General features: G+C 70.2%; 17 protein-coding genes. 6 read left to right on the forward strand and 11 right to left on the reverse strand.

The genetic code is table 11. The features are described 5' to 3' along the window. Positions 1-42: 42 nt before the first annotated feature. The 9 genes from GV007_RS06320 to GV007_RS06360 form a co-directional block, all read right to left on the reverse strand. A complete protein-coding gene (locus tag GV007_RS06320) occupies positions 43-1,269 on the reverse strand; it encodes a GNAT family N-acetyltransferase (protein WP_160071443.1) in 1,227 nt (408 codons plus the stop codon). A gap of 137 nt (positions 1,270-1,406) precedes the next feature. After that, positions 1,407-1,985, reverse strand: coding sequence for a heme-degrading domain-containing protein (locus GV007_RS06325; protein ID WP_160071444.1), 579 nt, complete (start codon positions 1,983-1,985; stop codon positions 1,407-1,409). Continuing rightward, entirely contained in the window at positions 1,978-3,030 is a 1,053-nt protein-coding gene (gene mgrA / locus GV007_RS06330) for an L-glyceraldehyde 3-phosphate reductase (protein ID WP_160071445.1), read from the reverse strand. Before mgrA ends, GV007_RS06325 begins: the two co-directional genes overlap by 8 nt. Before the next feature lie 43 nt (positions 3,031-3,073). After that, positions 3,074-3,685 (reverse strand): bifunctional 4-hydroxy-2-oxoglutarate aldolase/2-dehydro-3-deoxy-phosphogluconate aldolase, encoded by a 612-nt coding sequence (locus GV007_RS06335; protein ID WP_160071446.1) that lies wholly within the window; start codon positions 3,683-3,685, stop codon positions 3,074-3,076. After that, positions 3,678-4,427 (reverse strand): IclR family transcriptional regulator, encoded by a 750-nt coding sequence (locus GV007_RS06340; protein WP_160071447.1) that lies wholly within the window; start codon positions 4,425-4,427, stop codon positions 3,678-3,680. The genes GV007_RS06335 and GV007_RS06340 overlap by 8 nt, the downstream gene beginning before the upstream one ends. A 13-nt stretch (positions 4,428-4,440) precedes the next feature. Further along, complete coding sequence (locus tag GV007_RS06345) at positions 4,441-5,394, reverse strand: sugar kinase (RefSeq protein WP_236558358.1); 954 nt, start codon at positions 5,392-5,394, stop codon at positions 4,441-4,443. Next, positions 5,363-6,871 (reverse strand): tripartite tricarboxylate transporter permease, encoded by a 1,509-nt coding sequence (locus tag GV007_RS06350; RefSeq protein WP_160071448.1) that lies wholly within the window; start codon positions 6,869-6,871, stop codon positions 5,363-5,365. Before GV007_RS06350 ends, GV007_RS06345 begins: the two co-directional genes overlap by 32 nt. Then, a complete protein-coding gene (locus GV007_RS06355; RefSeq protein ID WP_160071449.1) occupies positions 6,868-7,380 on the reverse strand; it encodes a tripartite tricarboxylate transporter TctB family protein in 513 nt (170 codons plus the stop codon). Before GV007_RS06355 ends, GV007_RS06350 begins: the two co-directional genes overlap by 4 nt. A gap of 13 nt (positions 7,381-7,393) precedes the next feature. Beyond that, on the reverse strand, positions 7,394-8,371 hold the full coding sequence (locus tag GV007_RS06360) for a tripartite tricarboxylate transporter substrate binding protein (protein ID WP_160071450.1): 978 nt from the start codon (positions 8,369-8,371) through the stop codon (positions 7,394-7,396). 160 nt (positions 8,372-8,531) lie between these two features. Between GV007_RS06360 and GV007_RS06365 the strand changes: the two genes are divergently transcribed. Genes GV007_RS06365 through GV007_RS06385 form a run of 5 tightly spaced genes read left to right on the forward strand, consistent with a single transcriptional unit; the run spans position 8,532 to position 13,494 of the window. Then, on the forward strand, positions 8,532-9,476 hold the full coding sequence (locus tag GV007_RS06365) for a siderophore-interacting protein (RefSeq protein WP_160071451.1): 945 nt from the start codon (positions 8,532-8,534) through the stop codon (positions 9,474-9,476). Then, the gene (locus GV007_RS06370) at positions 9,473-10,486 is read left to right on the forward strand and encodes a FecCD family ABC transporter permease (protein WP_160071452.1); all 1,014 of its coding nucleotides are present in this window, start codon (positions 9,473-9,475) and stop codon (positions 10,484-10,486) included. The genes GV007_RS06365 and GV007_RS06370 overlap by 4 nt, the downstream gene beginning before the upstream one ends. Next, positions 10,483-11,553 (forward strand): FecCD family ABC transporter permease, encoded by a 1,071-nt coding sequence (locus GV007_RS06375; protein WP_160071453.1) that lies wholly within the window; start codon positions 10,483-10,485, stop codon positions 11,551-11,553. The genes GV007_RS06370 and GV007_RS06375 overlap by 4 nt, the downstream gene beginning before the upstream one ends. Next, entirely contained in the window at positions 11,550-12,416 is an 867-nt protein-coding gene (locus GV007_RS06380) for an ABC transporter ATP-binding protein (protein ID WP_160071454.1), read from the forward strand. Before GV007_RS06375 ends, GV007_RS06380 begins: the two co-directional genes overlap by 4 nt. 49 nt (positions 12,417-12,465) lie before the next feature. After that, positions 12,466-13,494, forward strand: a complete 1,029-nt coding sequence (locus tag GV007_RS06385) for an ABC transporter substrate-binding protein (RefSeq protein WP_160071455.1) — start codon at positions 12,466-12,468, stop codon at positions 13,492-13,494. Positions 13,495-13,601: 107 nt separating this feature from the next. Here GV007_RS06385 and GV007_RS06390 read toward each other — a convergent pair whose 3' ends face one another. Both GV007_RS06390 and GV007_RS06395 read right to left on the reverse strand, forming a co-directional pair. Next, the gene (locus GV007_RS06390) at positions 13,602-14,372 is read right to left on the reverse strand and encodes a fumarylacetoacetate hydrolase family protein (protein ID WP_104240461.1); all 771 of its coding nucleotides are present in this window, start codon (positions 14,370-14,372) and stop codon (positions 13,602-13,604) included. Positions 14,373-14,422: 50 nt separating this feature from the next. Further along, positions 14,423-16,024 carry an APC family permease gene (locus tag GV007_RS06395; RefSeq protein WP_160071456.1) on the reverse strand — a complete coding sequence of 534 codons (1,602 nt, stop codon included), beginning with the start codon at positions 16,022-16,024 and terminating at the stop codon, positions 14,423-14,425. A gap of 199 nt (positions 16,025-16,223) precedes the next feature. On the opposite strand from GV007_RS06395, the gene GV007_RS06400 reads away from it, so the two are divergent. Further along, positions 16,224-17,561, forward strand: a complete 1,338-nt coding sequence (locus GV007_RS06400) for an LCP family protein (RefSeq protein ID WP_160071457.1) — start codon at positions 16,224-16,226, stop codon at positions 17,559-17,561. Positions 17,562-17,735: the final 174 nt, after the last annotated feature.

A 17,735-nucleotide genomic window follows, 5' to 3' on the forward strand; every position in this document is an offset into this window, starting at 1 on the left:
CCTACCGGGGCGGGGCGGGTCACCGGGTGGGCACAGCGCAGCTCAGACGAGCACCTTCCGCCAGGCCCCCTCGCTGACGAAGGGCCGGAAGCCGAGCGCCTCGTTGACGTTCAGCATCGGACGGTTCTCCTCGGCGTTGTACGTGTAGACCCGCTCGACATCGGAGTGCAGCTCCCTCCAGGCGAGCAGGTTCTCCGCCTTCACGAGCATCCCGAGCCGGTTGCCGCGGTGCTCGCGCAGCACGAGCGTGTCCTCCTGGTCGGCGCGCCTCGTGCCGTCATCCATCCGCTGCAGCTCGCTGAAGGCCACCAGCTCGCCGGTCGGAACGTGCTGGACGGCCCCGACGAGCACGCTGTCGCCGCGGGCGATCGCCGTCGCCTCGAGCTCCTCGCGGACACGCCTCGCGTCCCACTCCTGCTCGTCTTCGGCGAGGTCACCCTGCGGGGCATCCGTGCTCATGCGCGCCTTCAGCACCGCGTAGCCGTCGATGAACTCGTCCGGCGTCGGGTACGACCACGACACGCAGCGATAGTCGGCGCCCGCGGCCTCCCTGGCGCCGTCGCGCAGCGCGAGCAGCGCGACGTCGTGCTCGGCGCCCAGCTCGAGCACGCTCATACGCTCGACCTGACCGAGCTCGAACCCGCGCCGCAGGAGCATCTGCGCGGCCGGGTCCAGCGCCGGGATGTCTCCGACACCGCTCGGCGACGGGATGCGCGGCCCAGCCACCTCCCGGTGCACCACCCACGTGCGGATCTCCGAGCGACCCGCATCTCGCACCGCCAGCTCCCCGACCTCGTACGCGGCCGCCCCGAGGCCGCGGCCGCGCGCATCCGGGTGGATCTCGAGCATCATCTTCGCCATCTCGACGTCCTCGGTGAGCGGTAAGTCGAAGAGCACACGCCCCACGAGTCGACCGTGCTCGCGGATGAGGCGCCCGTCCCGACGCTCGTACCCGCTCGGCTCGTACCCGGGCAGCAGCACCTCCGCGGGCAGCACGAAGTCGTCGTTGCGGTACGTGTCCCTCGTGACGGCGTTGCGCAGGTCCGTCATCTCGTGGAACGCCGCCGCCGCGGCATCGTCGAGCGAAGAAGGGATGCTCAGGGGCTCCGCGCTGAAGCCAGCCGGAACGGCGGGGTCTGGCTCGGCAGAATCCGGGAGGGCGGATTCGGGGAGGCCGGATTCCTGGGCCGCCGCTGCTTCGGGGCCAGCGGCGGCGGGGCCAGTCGAGGTGGGGACCGTGGAGTCGGGGACGGTGGTGTCGGGCGACATCGAGGTGCTTCCTGTTGGTGCGATGAAGCTGCGGCGTCGCAGCCGACCAGGATATCGACCGCGCCGCCGTGGCCTCAAGCACCCGGCGTGGCGGCGGATGCGCGCGGCCGTGCGGCCGTGCGGCAGGTGAGCGTGCGCTACGCCTCGGCCAGGAACTCCCGCAGCTGCTCGACGACAAACGCATGGTCCTCGACCTGCGGCAGCCCCGAGATGCCGACCGCGCCGACGACACCGACCCCGTCGATGCGAACGGGGAACACGCCGCCGTTCGCGGCGACCTCGTCGGGGTCGAGTCGCGACTCCTGCTCGTAGACGCGCCCCAGCGAGCGGAACAGCGCACCGACGCCGAGCGATGACTGCTCGAAGTGCAGCACCGCGCGTGTCTTCCGCTCGAGCCACGCGTCGTTGTCCGGCACAGCGCCGTCGAGTGCGGCGTGGAAGACCCGCTGCTGTCCGACGACGATGCCGATGACCACGGGCAGCGAACGAGCCGCCGCCGCCTCGCGCATCCGGGAGCCGAGCCGCCATGCATCATCGCGCGAGAACCTGGTGAAGACGAGCTCGGCCTCTTCGGCGCGGATGCGCGCGAGATCCGCAGCGGCGACGGCCGCGGCGTCGTCCGCCTGGGCCCGCACCTGCACCGGTTCCTGCACCCCTGACCGTTCCTGCGCCTGAACCCGCTCCTGTACCGGCTCCTGCACCGGCGCGTCAGGCATCCGACGACGCCGTCCAGATGTTGATGCCGCCGTCGACGGCGTACGTGTCGATCTCTGCGAGCTCGGCGTCGGAGAATGGCGCCGCGTCGAGGCACCTGACGAGGTCGTCGAGCTGCGAGGTGCGGGACGCCCCGATGAGGGCAGACGTGATCCGCTCGTCGCGCAGCACCCAGGCGATCGCGAGCTGCGCGAGCGTCTGCCCGCGACGCTCCGCGATCGCGTTGAGGGCGCGCACCCGCTCGAGGTTCTCGTCGCTGAGCATCCCGTCGCGCAGCGTCTTGCCCTGCGTCGCCCGCGACCCCTCCGGCACTCCCCCGAGATACTTGTTCGTCAGCAGCCCCTGGGCGAGGCCGGAGAACGCGATGACGCCAGCTCCGGCCGTCGCGTTGGCTTCGAGCACCGACGGCTCGCCGTCCTCGATCCAGCGGTTCAGGAGGGAGTACGACGGCTGCGAGATGAGCAGCGGCGTGCCGAGCTCGCGCAGCAGGCCGGCGACCTCCTCGGTGCGCTCCGCGGAGTAGGAGGAGACACCGACGTAGCGGGCCTTCCCGCTGCGCACGATCGCATCGAGCGCGGCCGCCGTCTCCTCGAGGGGCGTCTCGGGGTCGAAGCGGTGGCTGTAGAAGATGTCGACGTAGTCGGTGCCGAGCAGGCGAAGGCTGTTCTCAAGGCTCCCGAGCAGGTGCTTGCGGCCGCCGCCCGAGCCGTTCGGGCCGGGGAACACCGGGTATCCGGCCTTCGTCGACAGCACGAGCTCGTCGCGCAGGCCCGCGAAGTCCTCGCGCAGGATCCGGCCGACGTTCGCCTCGGTCGAGCCGAAGGGCGGGCCGTAGCCGTTCGCGATGTCGAAGTGCATGATGCCGAGGTCGAACGCGTGCCGCAGCAGCTCCCGCTGCTTCGAGAGGGGGGTGTCGTCACCGAAGCCGTGCCAGGTGCCGAACGAGATCGCGGGCAGCTTCAGCCCGCTGCGGCCGACACGGCGATACTGCATCCGCTCGTAGCGGTCGGCTGCTGGGCTGTAGCGGGGAGTGAGCTGGGCAGTCATGGGAGCCCTTTCTGTCAGAGGAGGTTGTGGATGCGCGGCAGCGTCAGCGCGCGGGAGCGGATGCGCGGAGCGCGGAGAGGAGGGGCAGCTGCGCTTCGTCCTCGAGTGCACTGCCGACGGCGACGACGTCGGCTCCTGCTGCGAGGTACTCCCCCGCATTGGCCGCGTTGATGCCGCCCGTCGCGACGAGACGCATCTCGGGGAACGGCCCTCGCATGGCCGAGAACCAGTCGGCGCCGAGCACGCTGGCGGGGAACGCCTTGACCCAGGTCAGGCCGAGCGCCTTCGCGAGCTGGATGTCGGTCCCGCTCGCCACACCGGGTAGCGGGGCGAGGCCCGCGGCCAGGGCCGCCTCGATGACGGCAGGGTCGAGGCCGGGTGCGACGGTGAACGTGGCTCCAGCCTGCTTGGCCTGGTCGACGTGGGCGAGCGAGACGACGGTGCCTGCGCCGACCGCGTGTCCGCCGGGCTCGGCGGCGCGGACGACGGCGCGGAGGGCGTCGAGCGCCGCATCGTTCTGGATGGGCACCTCGACGCTCGAGATGCCGAGCGACCAGGCGAGGTTCGCGAGCTCGACGCTGCGCTCCGGGGTGTAGCCGCGCAGGATCGCCATGACGGGCGATCCGGCGAACATGGTGTCGAACGTGTCAGTCATGTGGTCTCCAGCCGAGGTCGTGGGAGATGGCGAGGACGACGTCGTCGAGTCGCGGCTGCCATTCGGCGAGCGCGTCGAGGTCGGCACTCGCCTTGAGTGCGGTGATGGATACGGCCGCGACGACCGTGTCGCTGGAATCGCGGATGGGCATGGCGATGCAGTTGATGAAGCTCTCGTACTCGGCATCGTCGACGGCCCAGCCGCGTTCGCGGGTGCGTTCGAGCTCGGCGTCGAGGGCGGCGCGCGAGACGATCGTGTTGTCGGTGTACGGCGTGTACTCGTAGCCCTCGAGCATCCGGTCGGTCTTCTCCGCGTCCTGCTGGGCGAGGATGGCCTTGCTGACGCCCGCCGTGTGCAGGAGCACCGGCTGCCCGATCTGGGAGTACAGCCGGACCATCCCCGGCTGCTCGATCTTGTCGGCGTAGACGATGCGGTCGCCCTCGAGGACGGCGAGGTGCACGGTGTGCGTGCAGTCCCTGCCGAGCTCCTGCAGCACGGGGCGGGCGATGTTGCGCAGGTCGAACTGGTCGCTGGCTGCCCGGGCGAGACCGCTCAGCCGGTAGCCGACCCCATACCTGCTGTCCGCGTGGCGGCGGGTGAGCCCGGTCTCGGTGAGCGTCTGCAGCATCCGCAGTGCCGTCGATCGGTGCACGCCGAGCTTGGCGGCGATCTCCGACTGGGTGCGCGGCGCGAGGCTCACGTACTCGAGGATCTCTGCTGCGCGGTGGATGCTCTGGGACATGGTGGAACTCCGATCAGGCCGGGACGAAGTCGTGTGTGCTGCCGAGGGTTCGGGCGGCGAGCCCGTGCCCTCGGTTCAAGCACGCATCGACGGGCTCGCCGCCAAGCATCGCACCGAGGTAGCCGGCGGTGAAGGCATCGCCCGCCCCGACGGCTTCGACGACGTCGACGGGATGCGCTGGCACGAACGCCGAGGACACGCCGCCGTCGACGACGGCGACCTCGGTTGCACCGACGCTGCCGTCCTTCACGACGAGGCTGCCGTGCAGCCCGAGCCGCGAGTGGAGCGTCGTCGGGTGCCCTTCGCCCCACAGCGTCTCGGCCTCGTCACGGCCCACGAAAACGAGGTCCGCGAGCGCTGCGAGCGTGGCGAGCCGCGGCCCCGCGGCTTCGATGCTCCAGAGTCCGGGCCGGTAGTTCACGTCGAACGACACGATGATGGCGCGCCGGCGCGCCTCGAGCATGACGGCTTCGAGCATCGCCGAGCAGCTTGCCGAGAGGCCGGCGGTGATCCCCGTCACGTGGAGCGCTGCGACGCCCTCCCAGTCGAGCTGGGCGAGCACGGTCGCATCCATTCGCGACGCGGCCGAACCGGCTCGGTAGTAGTAGACGGTGGTCTCCCCGTCGCCGGGGTCCTTGAAGTAGACGCCGGTCGGCGCCCCCGGCACGAGCTGGACGCCTGCGACGTCGACGCCGCTCGCGCGCACCTCGTCGAGGAGACGCCACCCGAGTGGGTCGTCGCCGAGCCAGCTCACCCAGCTGGAGGGGACACCGGAGTCGGCGAGGTACATGGCGACCGTCGACTCCGCGCCCCCGGCCTTGACGGCGAAGCTCACGGCTTCCCTGAGCGGGGCGACGTGGGTCGGGGTGACCATGGCCATGGTCTCGCCCAGGCACAGCACGCGACCGGCGCGCGGGGCGGTCGCGGGCACGGCGCTACTTGAGAATGGGCTCTTCGGTGCGCTCACGCGTCGACCGTCCTTTCAGCAGGGCGCGGATGCGCGGGGCGAGAACGGCGAGGACGCTCAGGATGATGAGGGTCAGCGCGATGGGGCTCGTGAAGACCGCTCCGTAGCCGTCGATGAGGAGCGCCCGCCGGAGGTTGCCCTCCGCGAGCGGCCCGAGGATGAGGCCGAGCACGAGGGGACCCGGCGGGAAGCCGAAGCGTCGCATCGCGAGGCCGAGGAGCCCGAAGGCGAACATCAGCACGACGTCGAACACCGAGTTGGAGACGGCGAAGGTGCCGACCATGCAGAAGGTGACGATGACAACCGAGAGGTAGCGCTTCGGCATGGCGAGCAGCTTGACGACGCCGCGCATGCGCACGAGCGCGAGGGCGAGGGCGAGCACGGTGGCGATGAGCATGATCGCGGAGAGGCTGAAGACGAGATCGGGCCGGTTCGCGAACAGGCTCGGCCCCGGCTGGAGCCCCCACACGATCATGGAGCCGAGCATGACGGCCATGACCGAGTCGCCTGGCACGCCGAGCGACAGGGTCGTCGTGACGGATCCGCCCATCGTCGCGGTGCTCGAGCTGTCGGCGGCCGCGACTCCCTCGAGCGCGCCCTTCCCGAACTTCTCCGGGGTCTTGGAGGCGCGACGCGCCTGGTCCCACGCGATGACGCCGGCGATGTCGCCGCCAGCCGCGGGGATGACGCCGACGACGGCGCCGATTCCCGTGCCGATGGCCGTCGGCTTGCGCAGCAGCTTGCGCTCCGCCTTGTTCGGCCACCATTTGCCGAGCTGCGTGATCGCCTGCGGCTCGGGCCCCCTCTTGGCGGAGATGACCTGGTTGAAGACCTCGGCGATGCCGAAGAGGCCGATGATGGCGGCGATGAACGGCACGCCGCTCGAGAGCTCCGGGATCCCGAACGTGAAGCGCTGGTCGCCCGAGATGGGGTCGTTGCCGATCGTCCCGAGCCACAGGCCGAACGCCCCGGCCGCGAGGCCCTTCATGACGCGGTCGCCGGAGACGCCGATCATCATGGTGAGCCCGAACACGACGAGCGCGAACATCTCGATCGGCCCGAAGCTCAGCGCGAAGCCCGAGATGGGCTGCGCGAGGAACAGCAGGATGAGGATCCCGGCGAAGGAGCCGACGGCAGAGACGAGCGCGGAGCTCGTCAGCGCGATGCCGGCCTTGCCCTGCTTCGCGAGGGGGTACCCGTCGAAGGTCGTCGCGATCGAGGCGGGTGTGCCCGGCGTGTTGATGAGGATCGACGGCACCCGGTCGCCGAACTGCGCGGCGATGTAGATGGAGAGCAGCACCGCGAGACCCTGGAGGGGCTCGAGGGTGAGGGTGAAGCCGGCCGCGAGCGCGACGGCCATCGTGGCCGTGATGCCGGGGATGGCGCCCACGAGCGTGCCGAGGAGCACCCCGATGATGAGGCACAGCGCGATCGTGGGGTCGAGGAGCGCGCCGAGCCCTTCCGTGATGCCGTTCACAGCGGCACCCCCAGGAGGAGCCCGAAGACTCCGTAGAGCACAACCGTCACGATGACCGGGAACAGCACGAGGTCGCGCCAGCCGCGACCGCCGAGCACGAACGTGAGTCCGGCGGCGAGCAGCAGCGTGACGATCACGAAGTGGAGGAAGTACCAGGCGACACCGTAGGCGGCGATGGCCGCGAGCATGAGGAGCATCCGCGAGATGCCACGCTTCGTGGGGGCGTCCTCGCTCGGCGCATCCGGCTTGCGGATGGCGACCCCGACGAGCAGCGCCCCGAGGAGCACGATGGCCCCGCCGAGCACGGTTGGCCACCAGCGCGGGCCGAACGGGTCGCCGCCCGTCGCCGGGACGACGGCGAACGCCAGGGCGATGGATGCTCCACCGACGGCGATCACGCCCGCCGCGATGAGCATGTCCCGCCGCCTGCTGACGGGCCGAGACTCGGAGGTCTCCTCGTCGACGCCGAGCGCCACGTCGAGAGGGTTCGCCTCGACTGATCTGTCCATGACGGTCACGCCTCTACTCGCCGAACAGCTCTGCGAAGCGCTCGTTCTCGGCCTTCACGAAGTCGGCAGCCTCGTCGCCGGGGATGAACACGGGGATGTTGCCGCCCGACTCGATGAGCTCGACGTACTCGGAGCTGCCTGCTGCGGTCTCGAGCGCCGCCTGCAGCGACTCCTTGACCGCGGGGTCGAGCCCGGTCGGCGCGCCGACGGCGGCCCAGCTGCCGATGACGACGTCGTAGCCCTGCTCGCCGGCCGTGGGCACGTCCGGCAGCGCGGGGGCGCGGTCCTCGGTGAAGACGGCGAGCACACGGAGTCGCCCGTCCTCGTCGGCGGGAGCGGTCTCACCGATGCCGGCGACGACGGCGTCGACCTGGCCGCCGACAGCCGCCGTGACCGCGGGGGCGCCGCCGTCGAAGGGCACGCCTTGGAACTCGACACCGGCGACGTTGCCGAGCTCGGTCGCCCCCGCCTCCCAGATCGAGCCGGGGCCAGCGTTGGAGATCGTGACGCTGCCGGGGCTCGCCTCTGCGGCGGCGACGAGCTCCTCGAGCGTCTGGTAAGGACTGTTCGCGGGGACCGCGATCGTGCCCGGCTGCTCGTTGACGATGCCGAGGAAGTCGTAGCTGGCCGGGTCGATGTCGTACCCCTGGTGGCCGAGCATGCTCACCTCGACGGGGAAGACCATGATCGAGTAGCCGTCAGCCGCAAGGCCGGCGACGTGCTGCATGCCGACGGAGCCAGCACCGCCTGGCCGGTTGTCGACGACGATCGACTGGCCCAGCTCGGACTCGAGCTGCGTCGCAAGGGTGCGGGCGGTGAGGTCGGTCGCGCCTCCGGCCTGCGTCGGCGTGTAGAACGTGATGGCTTGCGAGGGAAACTCCTCGCCACCTGCGGTTCCGCCCGCGCGGTTCGCGCAGCCGGAGAGGGAGAGCACCGTCGCCGCGGCGGCGAGCAGCGCGAGGGGCGCCAGTTTCGAAGGACGTCGCTTCATCGGGGGTTCCATCCACTTCGTTGGGAATGTGTTGCATATACTGCAACGCGGTTGCACTAACTGCACACATCGTATGAAACCCGAAAGCAGCGCGCAAGTGGGAGCCGGAGATCGTCCCCAGAACTGGACGCAGGGGTAAGGCAAGGCTTATCTTTGCTCGGTGAGTGCTTCCACTGCTGTTCAGACCCGCCCCGCTTACCGGCCGTACTGCGCCGAGGTCAGAGCAGTGCGGCGCCTTGCTCCCGCATTCACCCGAGTGACCTTCACGTGCGACGACTTCGAGTACTTCGGCACGACCGGACTCGACCAGCGCATCAAGCTCATCCTGCCCATGGCAGACGGCACGACCAGCGACTTCGGGCAGCGCGACGAGGAGGTGCTCGACGCCGGCCTCTGGTACGAGCGATGGCGGACGACCCCCACGGAACGCCGCAGCCCCCTGCGCACCTACACGGTGCGCCGCGTCGACCCGGAAGCTCGCGAGATCGACGTCGACTTCGTCGTGCACCACGGCGCGGGTCCGGCGGGTGCCTGGGCCGAGAACGCGAAGCCGGGCGACGATCTCGTCATCGTCGGCCCCGACCAGCGCAGCGAGCAGTCGCACCTCGGCGCGGACTGGCATCCCGGCACCGCCAAGCGCCTCCTGCTCGCGGGCGACGAGACAGCGGTTCCCGCGATCGGCTCGATCCTCGAATCCCTCAGCGACCGGTGCGAGGTGGATGCGCTGCTCGAGGTGCCCACGAGCGCCGACATCATCCCCATCGACGTGCCCACCAGCTTCCGCATCACCTGGCTGCCCCGCGACGGCGCCGCCCACGGCGTGCGGCTGACGCAAGCCCTGCAGCAATGGTGCCTTGACTCCCCCGAGGCGCTCGCGCAGGCCGCGGCACCCCGCCCGCAGCAGATCGCCGACATCGACATCGACGTCGACCTCCTCTGGGACAGCCCAGAGGACGGTGAAGGCGAGTTCTACGCGTGGATGGCCGGCGAGGCTGCCACCATCAAGACCCTCCGCCGCCACCTGGTGACCACCAACGGCGTCGACCGCAAGCGCGTCGCCTTCATGGGGTACTGGCGACTCGGCCAGTCCGAGCACCAGGAATGATCGCGGGCGCACGCGCGCGCCGCGTCCGCCTCGTCGCCGTCGGGGCGGTCGCCCTGCTCCTGGTCGCCGTGATCGTGAGCCTCCTCGTGGGGGCCCGCACCGTCGCGCCATCCGTGGTCGTGGATGCCCTGCTCGCGCCGAACCCGGACCTGGCCGACCACACCGTGATCAGGGACCAGCGCATCCCCCGCACCCTCATCGGCGTCCTGGCCGGTGCGGCGCTCGCCGTCGCAGGCACCCTCATGCAGGGGATCACACGCAACCCGCTCGCCGACCCGGGGCTCCTCGGCATCAACGCGGGAGCCTCCGTCGCCGTGCTCGTCGCCATCACGTTCTTCAGCATCTCCGCACCAACCGGGTTCGTGTGGTTCGCCTTCGCTGGCGCTGCCGTCGCCGCAGTCGTCGTCGCCGTCATCGGCACGCGCGGCCCCGACGGCGACAATCCGGCGAAGCTCGCGCTCACGGGCGCCGCCGTCACCGCCGGCCTCACTGCCGTGACGACCCTCATCCTCACCACGTCCATCGTGGCGCTCGACGTGTTCCGCTACTGGCAGGTCGGAGGCCTCACCTCGCGCGGCCTCGACACGGTCGCCGTCGTCGCGATCCCCCTGCTCATCGGCGGCATCATCGCCATCGCGAGCGCGCGCGGCCTCGACCTCATCGCCCTCGGCGCCGACACGGCAGCGGGCCTCGGCCAGAACGTTCCGCGCACGCGCGCGCTCGGCATCCTCGCGACCGTGCTGCTCTGCGGCGGGGCCACCTCGATCGCCGGGCCCATCGTCTTCATCGGGCTCCTCGTGCCGCACGCGCTGCGCGCGATGGTCGGCGACGACTACCGGCGCCTCCTCCTCATCGGGGCGCCCCTCGGCGGCGCGGTGCTGCTCATCGCCGACATCGTCGGCCGCGTCATCGCGCCGCCCGGGGAAGTCCAGGCCGGTGTCGTGGTCGCCTTCGTCGGGGCCCCGGTACTCATCGCGCTCGTCCTCCGCCGCAAGCAGGTGGCCCTATGACCGCCCGCGATGTCCTCCCGAAGAACACGGCAGCGCCCCTCAGCGGCTCCGAGTCGCCGCTCGAGGCGGTGCGAGCCCGCGTCAGACGGCGCCGCGGGCTCGTCGTCGGCGGCGTCACCGTGGCCCTGATCGCCGTCGTCCTCCTCGGCGTCACGACCGGCGACTACCCACTCACCCTCGAGCAGCTCGCGCGCACCCTGCTCGGGGGCGGCGACCGCCTCGAGTCCTACGTGCTCTTCCAGGTGCGGCTCCCGCGCGTGCTCATGGGCGTCCTGGTCGGCGCCTGCCTCGGCGTCGCAGGTGCCCTCCTGCAGGGCGTGCTCAGAAACCCGCTCGCGAGCCCCGACCTCCTCGGCATCAGCGGCGGCAGCAGCGTCGCAGCCGTGTTCCTGCTCCTCATCTTCGGCGTCACCGGGCCGATCCTCGCAGTCGCCGCCTTCGCCGGAGGGCTCGCGGTCGCCGCCATCCTGCTCCTCGCAGCAGGCAGGCGAGGCGAGGCCGGCTTCCGGCTCATCCTCGCCGGCATCGGTATCTCGTTCCTCACCGTCGCCATCATGAACTACCTCATGGTCCGCAGCCAGGTCGAGCTCGCTCAGGCCGCGCTGCTCTGGGTCACGGGCTCACTCGCCTCCACCGCGTGGTGGCACCTCCTCGTCGTCGCCGTCGTCGCCGTCGCTCTCCTCCCCGCCGTGCTCATCTCCGTGCGCTGGCTGCCGATCACCCAGCTCGGCGCATCCACGGCAGCCGGGCTCGGCGTCACCACCAGCCGGGTGCGGATGATCGCCGTCATCTCCGCCGTACTCCTCACCGCTGTCACGTGCGCCTTCGCGGGTCCCATCTCGTTCATCGCGCTCTGCGCACCGGCCATCGCCAGGTCCCTGCTCGGCCACGGCTCCATCGGAGTCGGGACAAGCGCCATCACGGGCGCCGCCCTCCTCACGGGCGCCGACCTCGTCGCGCAGTTCGCGATCCCGGACACCTCACTGCCCGTCGGAGTCGTCACGGGGGCCGTCGGCGCCGTGTTCCTGCTCTGGCTCCTCGCCTCGACGAAAGGACGCCAGCTGTGACCGGCGACCACCAAGCACCCGCAGTCCGGGTCGACCCCACCGCCGCCACGCCAGCGGGGCCGCGCCTCTCCGCGCGCGGCCTCTCGGCTGGCTACCCCGGCCGCACCGTCATCGAAGGACTCGACCTCGACATCGCCCCGGGGCGCATCACGATGATCATCGGCGCCAACGCCTGCGGCAAGTCCACCCTCCTCGGCGTGCTCGCGCGCCTCACCTCGCCTCTCGCCGGCAGCGTTCAGCTCGACGACGTCGACGCCGCCAGCATCCCCAGGCGCCGGTTCGCGCAGACTGTCGGGATGCTCCCCCAGCATCCGAGCGCCCCCGACGGGCTCACGGTCGCCGAGCTCGTCTCGCGAGGCCGGCACCCGCACCGCGGACTCTTCGACCGCTGGGGAAGCGCCGACACGAAGCACGTCGACGAGGCCATGCGGCGCACCGGCGTCGCGGAGCTCGCCGATCGACCGGTCGGCGACCTGTCCGGCGGGCAGCGGCAGCGCGTCTGGATCGCCATGTCCCTGGCGCAGAACCCCAAGGTGCTCCTCCTCGACGAGCCCACGACGTTCCTCGACCTCAGCCACCAGCTCGAGGTCCTCGACCTGCTCGTGAGCCTCAACCGGCGCGAAGGGACCACCATCGTCGTCGTCCTGCACGAGCTGAACCTCGCGGCTCGCTACGCCGACGAGCTCATCGTCATGCGCGACGGTCGCATCGTCGCCAACGGCTCCCCCACCGAGGTGCTCACGAAGGAGGTCGTCGCCGATGCCTTCGCCCTCGACGCGCTTGTCATGCCGGACCCCCTCACCCGAACACCCCTCATCGTCCCCGTCCCGGGAGGCGCTCACACGGGCAGCGAGCCCGAGTAGCCCCTCCTCACCCCAGCACTTCACGCATCCGCAAGAAAGGAACCACCCCATGAACCGCACCCTCCGACCGATCGCCGCCGCCGCGGTGGCGGTCACGGCGCTCGCGCTCAGCGCCTGCGCCCCCGCCACCACCGACACGAGCGACGCGGCCGCCGCACCGGGCGACGCCGCGAGCTTCCCCGTCACCTTCGAGCACATGTACGGCACCACCACGATCGAAGAGGCGCCGACGCGCGTCGCGACGTGGGGCTGGGGCGTCACCGACGCGGTCCTCGCGCTCGACATCGTCCCCGTCGCCATGGCATCGATGGACTACGGCGGAGGCGAGGACCGCATCGCGCCGTGGGTCTCCGACAAGATCGAGGAGCTCGGCGGCGAAGCCCCCGTCATCCTCGACAACGCCACCTACGAGCTCTCCGTGGAGGCGCTGCTCGCGACCGACCCCGACGTGTTCATCGCGTCCTACTCCGGGCTCACGCAGGAGGAGTACGACGCCGTCACCGCGGCCGGCGTGCCCGTCGTCGCCCCCGAGGAAGCGATCTGGTCGACGCCGTGGCGTGACGTCATCACCGACACCGGCAAGGCCCTCGGCCTCGAGGCGGACGCCAACGAGATCCTCGCCGACCTCGACCAGCAGGTCGCCGACCAGGCCGCCGAACATCCCGAGTTCGAAGGCACGACGATCGCCTACGCGTCCGAGGACGTGGACACCTTCTACCTCCTCCTCGAGAACGACCCGCGCGTCGAGCTGCTCACCGACCTCGGCTTCACGAGCGCACCATCCGTCGCGGAACTCGCAACCGGGGAGTCGACGTTCTCGACGACCGTCTCCAGCGAGAACCTCGACAAGATCGACGCGGACGTCGTCTTCACGCAGACCGAGACCGAGGAGCAGCTGCAGACGTTCCTGACCTCGGACCGCACGAAGCTCATCCCGGCCGTCTCCAAGGGCGCCGTCGCAGCGCTCGTGGGCGAGGAGAACGGCGCGGCCATCTCGCCGACCGCGCTCTCCATCCCGTTCTTCCTCCCGATGCTCGTCGAGCAGCTCGCCACGGCGACCGAGGTCGCGAAGAGCTAGCGACGGGGACTCACCCCCACGCAGAACGCTGCCAGTCAGCTGCGCCCTCCCGGAAGCCGAGAGGGCGCAGCTGACTGGCAGCGGTGTTTTTCTGCCCGGCCGAGCGCCTAGCGCGCGGTGACGGGGTTGGAGAGCGAGCCGATGCCCTCGATCGTGCAGGTGACCGTGTCGCCCTTCGCGAGCGGACCGACCCCCGCGGGCGTGCCCGTGAGGATGATGTCGCCCGGCAGCAGCGTGAACACGCTCGACGCGTACTCGACGAGTTTCGCGACCGACGTGATCATCTGCGAGAGGTCGCCCTCCTGACGCAGCTCGCCGTTGACCTCGGCGGTGATGCGCCCCTTCGAGGGGTCGAAGTCGGTCTCGATGATCGGGCCGAGCGGGCAGAACGAGTCGAAGCCCTTCGCGCGAGCCCACTGGCCGTCGCTCTTCTGCAGGTCACGGGCCGTGACGTCATTCGCGATCGTGTAGCCGAAGATGACCTGAGCCGCGTCGGCGGCCGGCACGTTGCGGGCGACCTGGCCGATGACGACGGCGAGCTCCGCCTCGTGGTCGACGCGCTCCGACTGGGGCGGCAGCACGATGGGGTGGCGGGGGCCGATGACCGAGGTGTTCGGTTTGAGGAACATCATGGGAACCTCGGCGGCCTCGTTGCCGAGCTCGTTCGCGTGCTCCGCGTAGTTGCGTCCGAAGCCGATCACCTTCGAGCGCGGCAGCACGGGCGACTGCAGCTGCACCTGGTCGATCGGGATGCGTTCGTCGAGCGTCTCGTAGCCGAGGTAGAGGGGGTCACCCGCCAGCTTGACGTAGACCTTCTCCTCCTCGTCGAGGATGCCGAAAGTGAGCTGACCCTGGTATTCGAAGCGCGCGATCTTCACCGTGCCAGCCTACAGCGGCGAGACCGAGCCCGCGCCCGCGCCGAACCGCCTTACTGCAGCGCCGGGGCGGGCTCCGCGTCGCCATCCGCACCCGTCTTGATCGTCTCGCCGCGGAAGAACCCCGGGCTGCGGAAGTACTGCACGACCATGAGCACGACGCCGAGCAGGAGCACGCCGACCCCGAGCACGAACACGAGACCGATGCCGTCCTGCGCGATGCCGTCGGCGTCGTACCTCGTCGCGAAGACCGCGGAGCCCGAGCCGAACGACGGCGACAACGACGCCCTGGCGGTCTCGAAGAAGAAGTAGAGCAGCGCGAGCCCGCCGAGGAGCGGGAACAGGAACCGGAAGAACAGGTTCCTCGTCGAGGAGAACAGCGAGCGGCGGAAGTACCAGACGCACGCGAGCCCCGTGACGCCGTAGTAGAAGCACACCATGAGGCCGAGCGCCGCGATGGTGTCCCAGAGGGCGTTCTCGGAGAGCAGCCGCAGCACGATGTAGAAGACAATCGCGGCCGCCGCCGAGGCGATGGTCGCCACCGATGGTGACTTGAAGCGGGGACTCACGCTGGCATACGACTTGGGCAGTGCCCCGTAATGGCCCATGGCGAGGAGCGTGCGAGAGGGCGACACCATCGTCGACTGCAGCGAGGCCGCCGAGCTGAACATGACGGCGACCGTCATGAGCAGCGCGAACGGGCCCATGATCGGCTCCGCGAGGGAGGCGAGGATGCTCTCCTGATTGTCCGGGTTGCCGGCGCCGAGGCCCTCCTCGCCGATGCCCGCGTAGGCGAGGACCGCGAGCGTCATCAGCACGTAGATCGCGACCATGACGAAGATCGTGAGCATGGAGGCACGGCCAGGGGTCTTCTCCGGATCCTTCGCCTCCTCGTTCATCGTAATGACCGTGTCCCAACCCCAGAACAGGAAGATCGACAGCGAGACGCCGGCAGAGATCGCGGCGAGCGAGCCCACCTCGAACGGGTTGAACCACGACAGCTCGATGGGGGTCGCGTCGAACGCGGTGCCGTTCCCGACGTGCACGAACGCCGCGATGATGAACCAGACGATGGCGATGAGCTGCACGACGACGAGGACGTACTGCACCTTCTTCGTCGACTCGACACCGCGGTAGGAGATCCACGCGGCGAGGGCCGTGAAGATGACGGTCATCGGGATGTTGATCCACAGCACACGTGTCAGGTCCGCGAGCTCCGGGCTCTGGAAGATCTGCGCCAGCATGATGAAGAAGAAGTCGACGGCGACGGCCGCGAGGTTGGAGAGCACGAGGACGGTCGCGGCGATGAGCCCCCATCCGCCCATCCACCCGATCCAAGGGCCGAACGCGCGGGTCGCCCACGTGAACGAGGTGCCGGAGTCCGGCATCGCCGTGTTGAGCTCCCGGTAGCCGAACACGACGAGGAGCATCGGGATGAACCCGACCAGCATGATGGCGGGCGTGTAGACACCGACCTGCGCGATGGTGGGGCCGAGGCCGGACGTGACGGCGTAGGCGGGCGCGATGCAGGAGACGCCGATGACGGCCGCCCCGAGCACCCCGACCTTGCCGGCGGAGAGACCCTTCGCGCTCAGTCCCCCACCATGCAGCTCCTCGTTGAGCTTCGCCGCCGCTGCGGTTTCCGATGTTGTCATTTGGTGATGATGGCCCATCCCCGAAGAACCGTCAATGGGCCGAAACGGCCCGGAAATAGTGCGTGAATCGACAGAACGGCCGGGGCTTGCGCGGCGTCGCTCGGTTTGCATTGCGCCGCGCCTCGCGAGACATTAGCAGCTGTCAGATATCGCCCCTCCCTTGACCGACGACGGGCATCGACCTCGAGCGAGAGGGACCATGAAGAGGCCCACAGATCCGCATCCCGTGATCGAGACCCTGCTCAATGGCGGGGGCGACGACGAGCCGCAACCGAGTACCCGATCTCCTCGGCTGGCAGCGGCGGCCGGGCCTCGCCGCCCGATCGCCGGCAGCGGCCGCCACGTCTCGCGGCGCAGGCGCACGAGCTCGAAGTTCGTGCGCCGCCGCCTCATGGTCGCCGCCGCAGCGGCTGTCTGCGTGACCATGGTCGCCGGCATCGGCTTCATCTCGGCGACCTACTTCCAGGTCGTCGGCAATCTCGCCGACAACGCCGTGGGCCGCGCGGACGGAACCGGCACCGAGATCTCCGGATGGGATGGCCCCGTTAACATCCTCATCATGGGCTCCGACTCCAGGGACGGGCAGTCGAGCGCCGACTACGGGGAGGCCGGCGGGGCTCGATCCGACGTCATGATGCTGCTCCACGTATCAGCCGATCGCGAGGACGCCACCCTCATCAGCATCCCCCGGGACACGATGCTGCCGACCCCGGAATGCACGACCCCGGACGGCGACGTCGTGCCCGCGCAGGAGGCCGCGCAGATCAACGGGGCGCTCGAGAACGGGCCGTTCTGCTCGCTCGACACGATCCGCGACTTCACCGGCATGGACATCGACCACTTCATCGTCGTCGGCTTCGACGGCGTCATCGGCATCACGGAGGCCATCGGCGGCGTCGACGTGTGCGTCGAGAACGACATCGCCGACGACTACTCGGGGCTCTACATGACTGCTGGCACCCACAGCCTGCAGGGCGAGGCGGCTCTCGCGTTCCTTCGCACGAGGCACGGCTTCGCCGACGGGAGCGACCTGGGGCGCATCCAGGCCCAGCAGGCGTTCCTCGCCTCCCTCGCTCGGAAGGTCACGAGCGCCGGCACGCTCACGAACCCCGGGGCCCTCTACGGGCTCGCCGACTCCGCATCGAAGGCCATGACCGTCGACGAGGCGCTCGCTCAGCCGAGCAGCCTCGTCGCGCTCGCGCAGACGCTCGCGAACGTCGACCTCGACCGCATCGTCATGCTGCAGCTGCCCGTCGCGCCCTATTGGGCGGACCCGAACCGAGTCGAGCCGATCACGGCGGAGACCGACGCCATCTTCGCGACCCTCCGCGCCGACCAGCCGCTGTCCTTCCAGGATGACCAGGCAGCGGATGCACCCGACGGGGATGCACTCGACGGCGACGGCCAGCAGGAAGGCCAGGAACAGCCCGACGACGCGACGCAACCGGACGACGCGGCTGCCGCGCCCGGCGAGCCGCTGACCCTCTCCGACGACATCGTGGGCCGGACGGCGGAGGACACCACCTGCGCGAGCTGACCTCGCCGCCCCGCCCCCGCGGCGCAGCGCCCACCCGAGCTGCGCAACACCCCCGCGCTGTGCAACGCCCCCACCGCCGCATCCGCCGCAGATGGGTCACTTTCACCCCGTATCAGCGCTCGATACGGGGTGAAAGTGACCCATCTGCGGCGGATGCGGCGGGGCAGGTGCGGG

Source organism: Pseudoclavibacter sp. 8L (genome assembly GCF_902506465.1).
Classification (GTDB): domain Bacteria; phylum Actinomycetota; class Actinomycetes; order Actinomycetales; family Microbacteriaceae; genus Pseudoclavibacter.

Excerpts from the sequence above, each read along its gene's own strand:
- GV007_RS06320 (WP_160071443.1), bottom strand. The coding sequence starts at position 1,269 with ATGTCGCCCGACACCACCGTCCCCGACTCCACGGTCCCCACCTCGACT.
- GV007_RS06325 (WP_160071444.1), bottom strand. The coding sequence starts at position 1,985 with ATGCCTGACGCGCCGGTGCAGGAGCCGGTACAGGAGCGGGTTCAGGCG.
- mgrA (WP_160071445.1), bottom strand. The coding sequence starts at position 3,030 with ATGACTGCCCAGCTCACTCCCCGCTACAGCCCAGCAGCCGACCGCTAC.
- GV007_RS06335 (WP_160071446.1), bottom strand. The coding sequence starts at position 3,685 with ATGACTGACACGTTCGACACCATGTTCGCCGGATCGCCCGTCATGGCG.
- GV007_RS06340 (WP_160071447.1), bottom strand. The coding sequence starts at position 4,427 with ATGTCCCAGAGCATCCACCGCGCAGCAGAGATCCTCGAGTACGTGAGC.
- GV007_RS06355 (WP_160071449.1), bottom strand. The coding sequence starts at position 7,380 with ATGGACAGATCAGTCGAGGCGAACCCTCTCGACGTGGCGCTCGGCGTC.
- GV007_RS06360 (WP_160071450.1), bottom strand. The coding sequence starts at position 8,371 with ATGAAGCGACGTCCTTCGAAACTGGCGCCCCTCGCGCTGCTCGCCGCC.
- GV007_RS06370 (WP_160071452.1), top strand. The coding sequence starts at position 9,473 with ATGATCGCGGGCGCACGCGCGCGCCGCGTCCGCCTCGTCGCCGTCGGG.
- GV007_RS06375 (WP_160071453.1), top strand. The coding sequence starts at position 10,483 with ATGACCGCCCGCGATGTCCTCCCGAAGAACACGGCAGCGCCCCTCAGC.
- GV007_RS06385 (WP_160071455.1), top strand. The coding sequence starts at position 12,466 with ATGAACCGCACCCTCCGACCGATCGCCGCCGCCGCGGTGGCGGTCACG.
- GV007_RS06395 (WP_160071456.1), bottom strand. The coding sequence starts at position 16,024 with ATGACAACATCGGAAACCGCAGCGGCGGCGAAGCTCAACGAGGAGCTG.
- GV007_RS06400 (WP_160071457.1), top strand. The coding sequence starts at position 16,224 with ATGAAGAGGCCCACAGATCCGCATCCCGTGATCGAGACCCTGCTCAAT.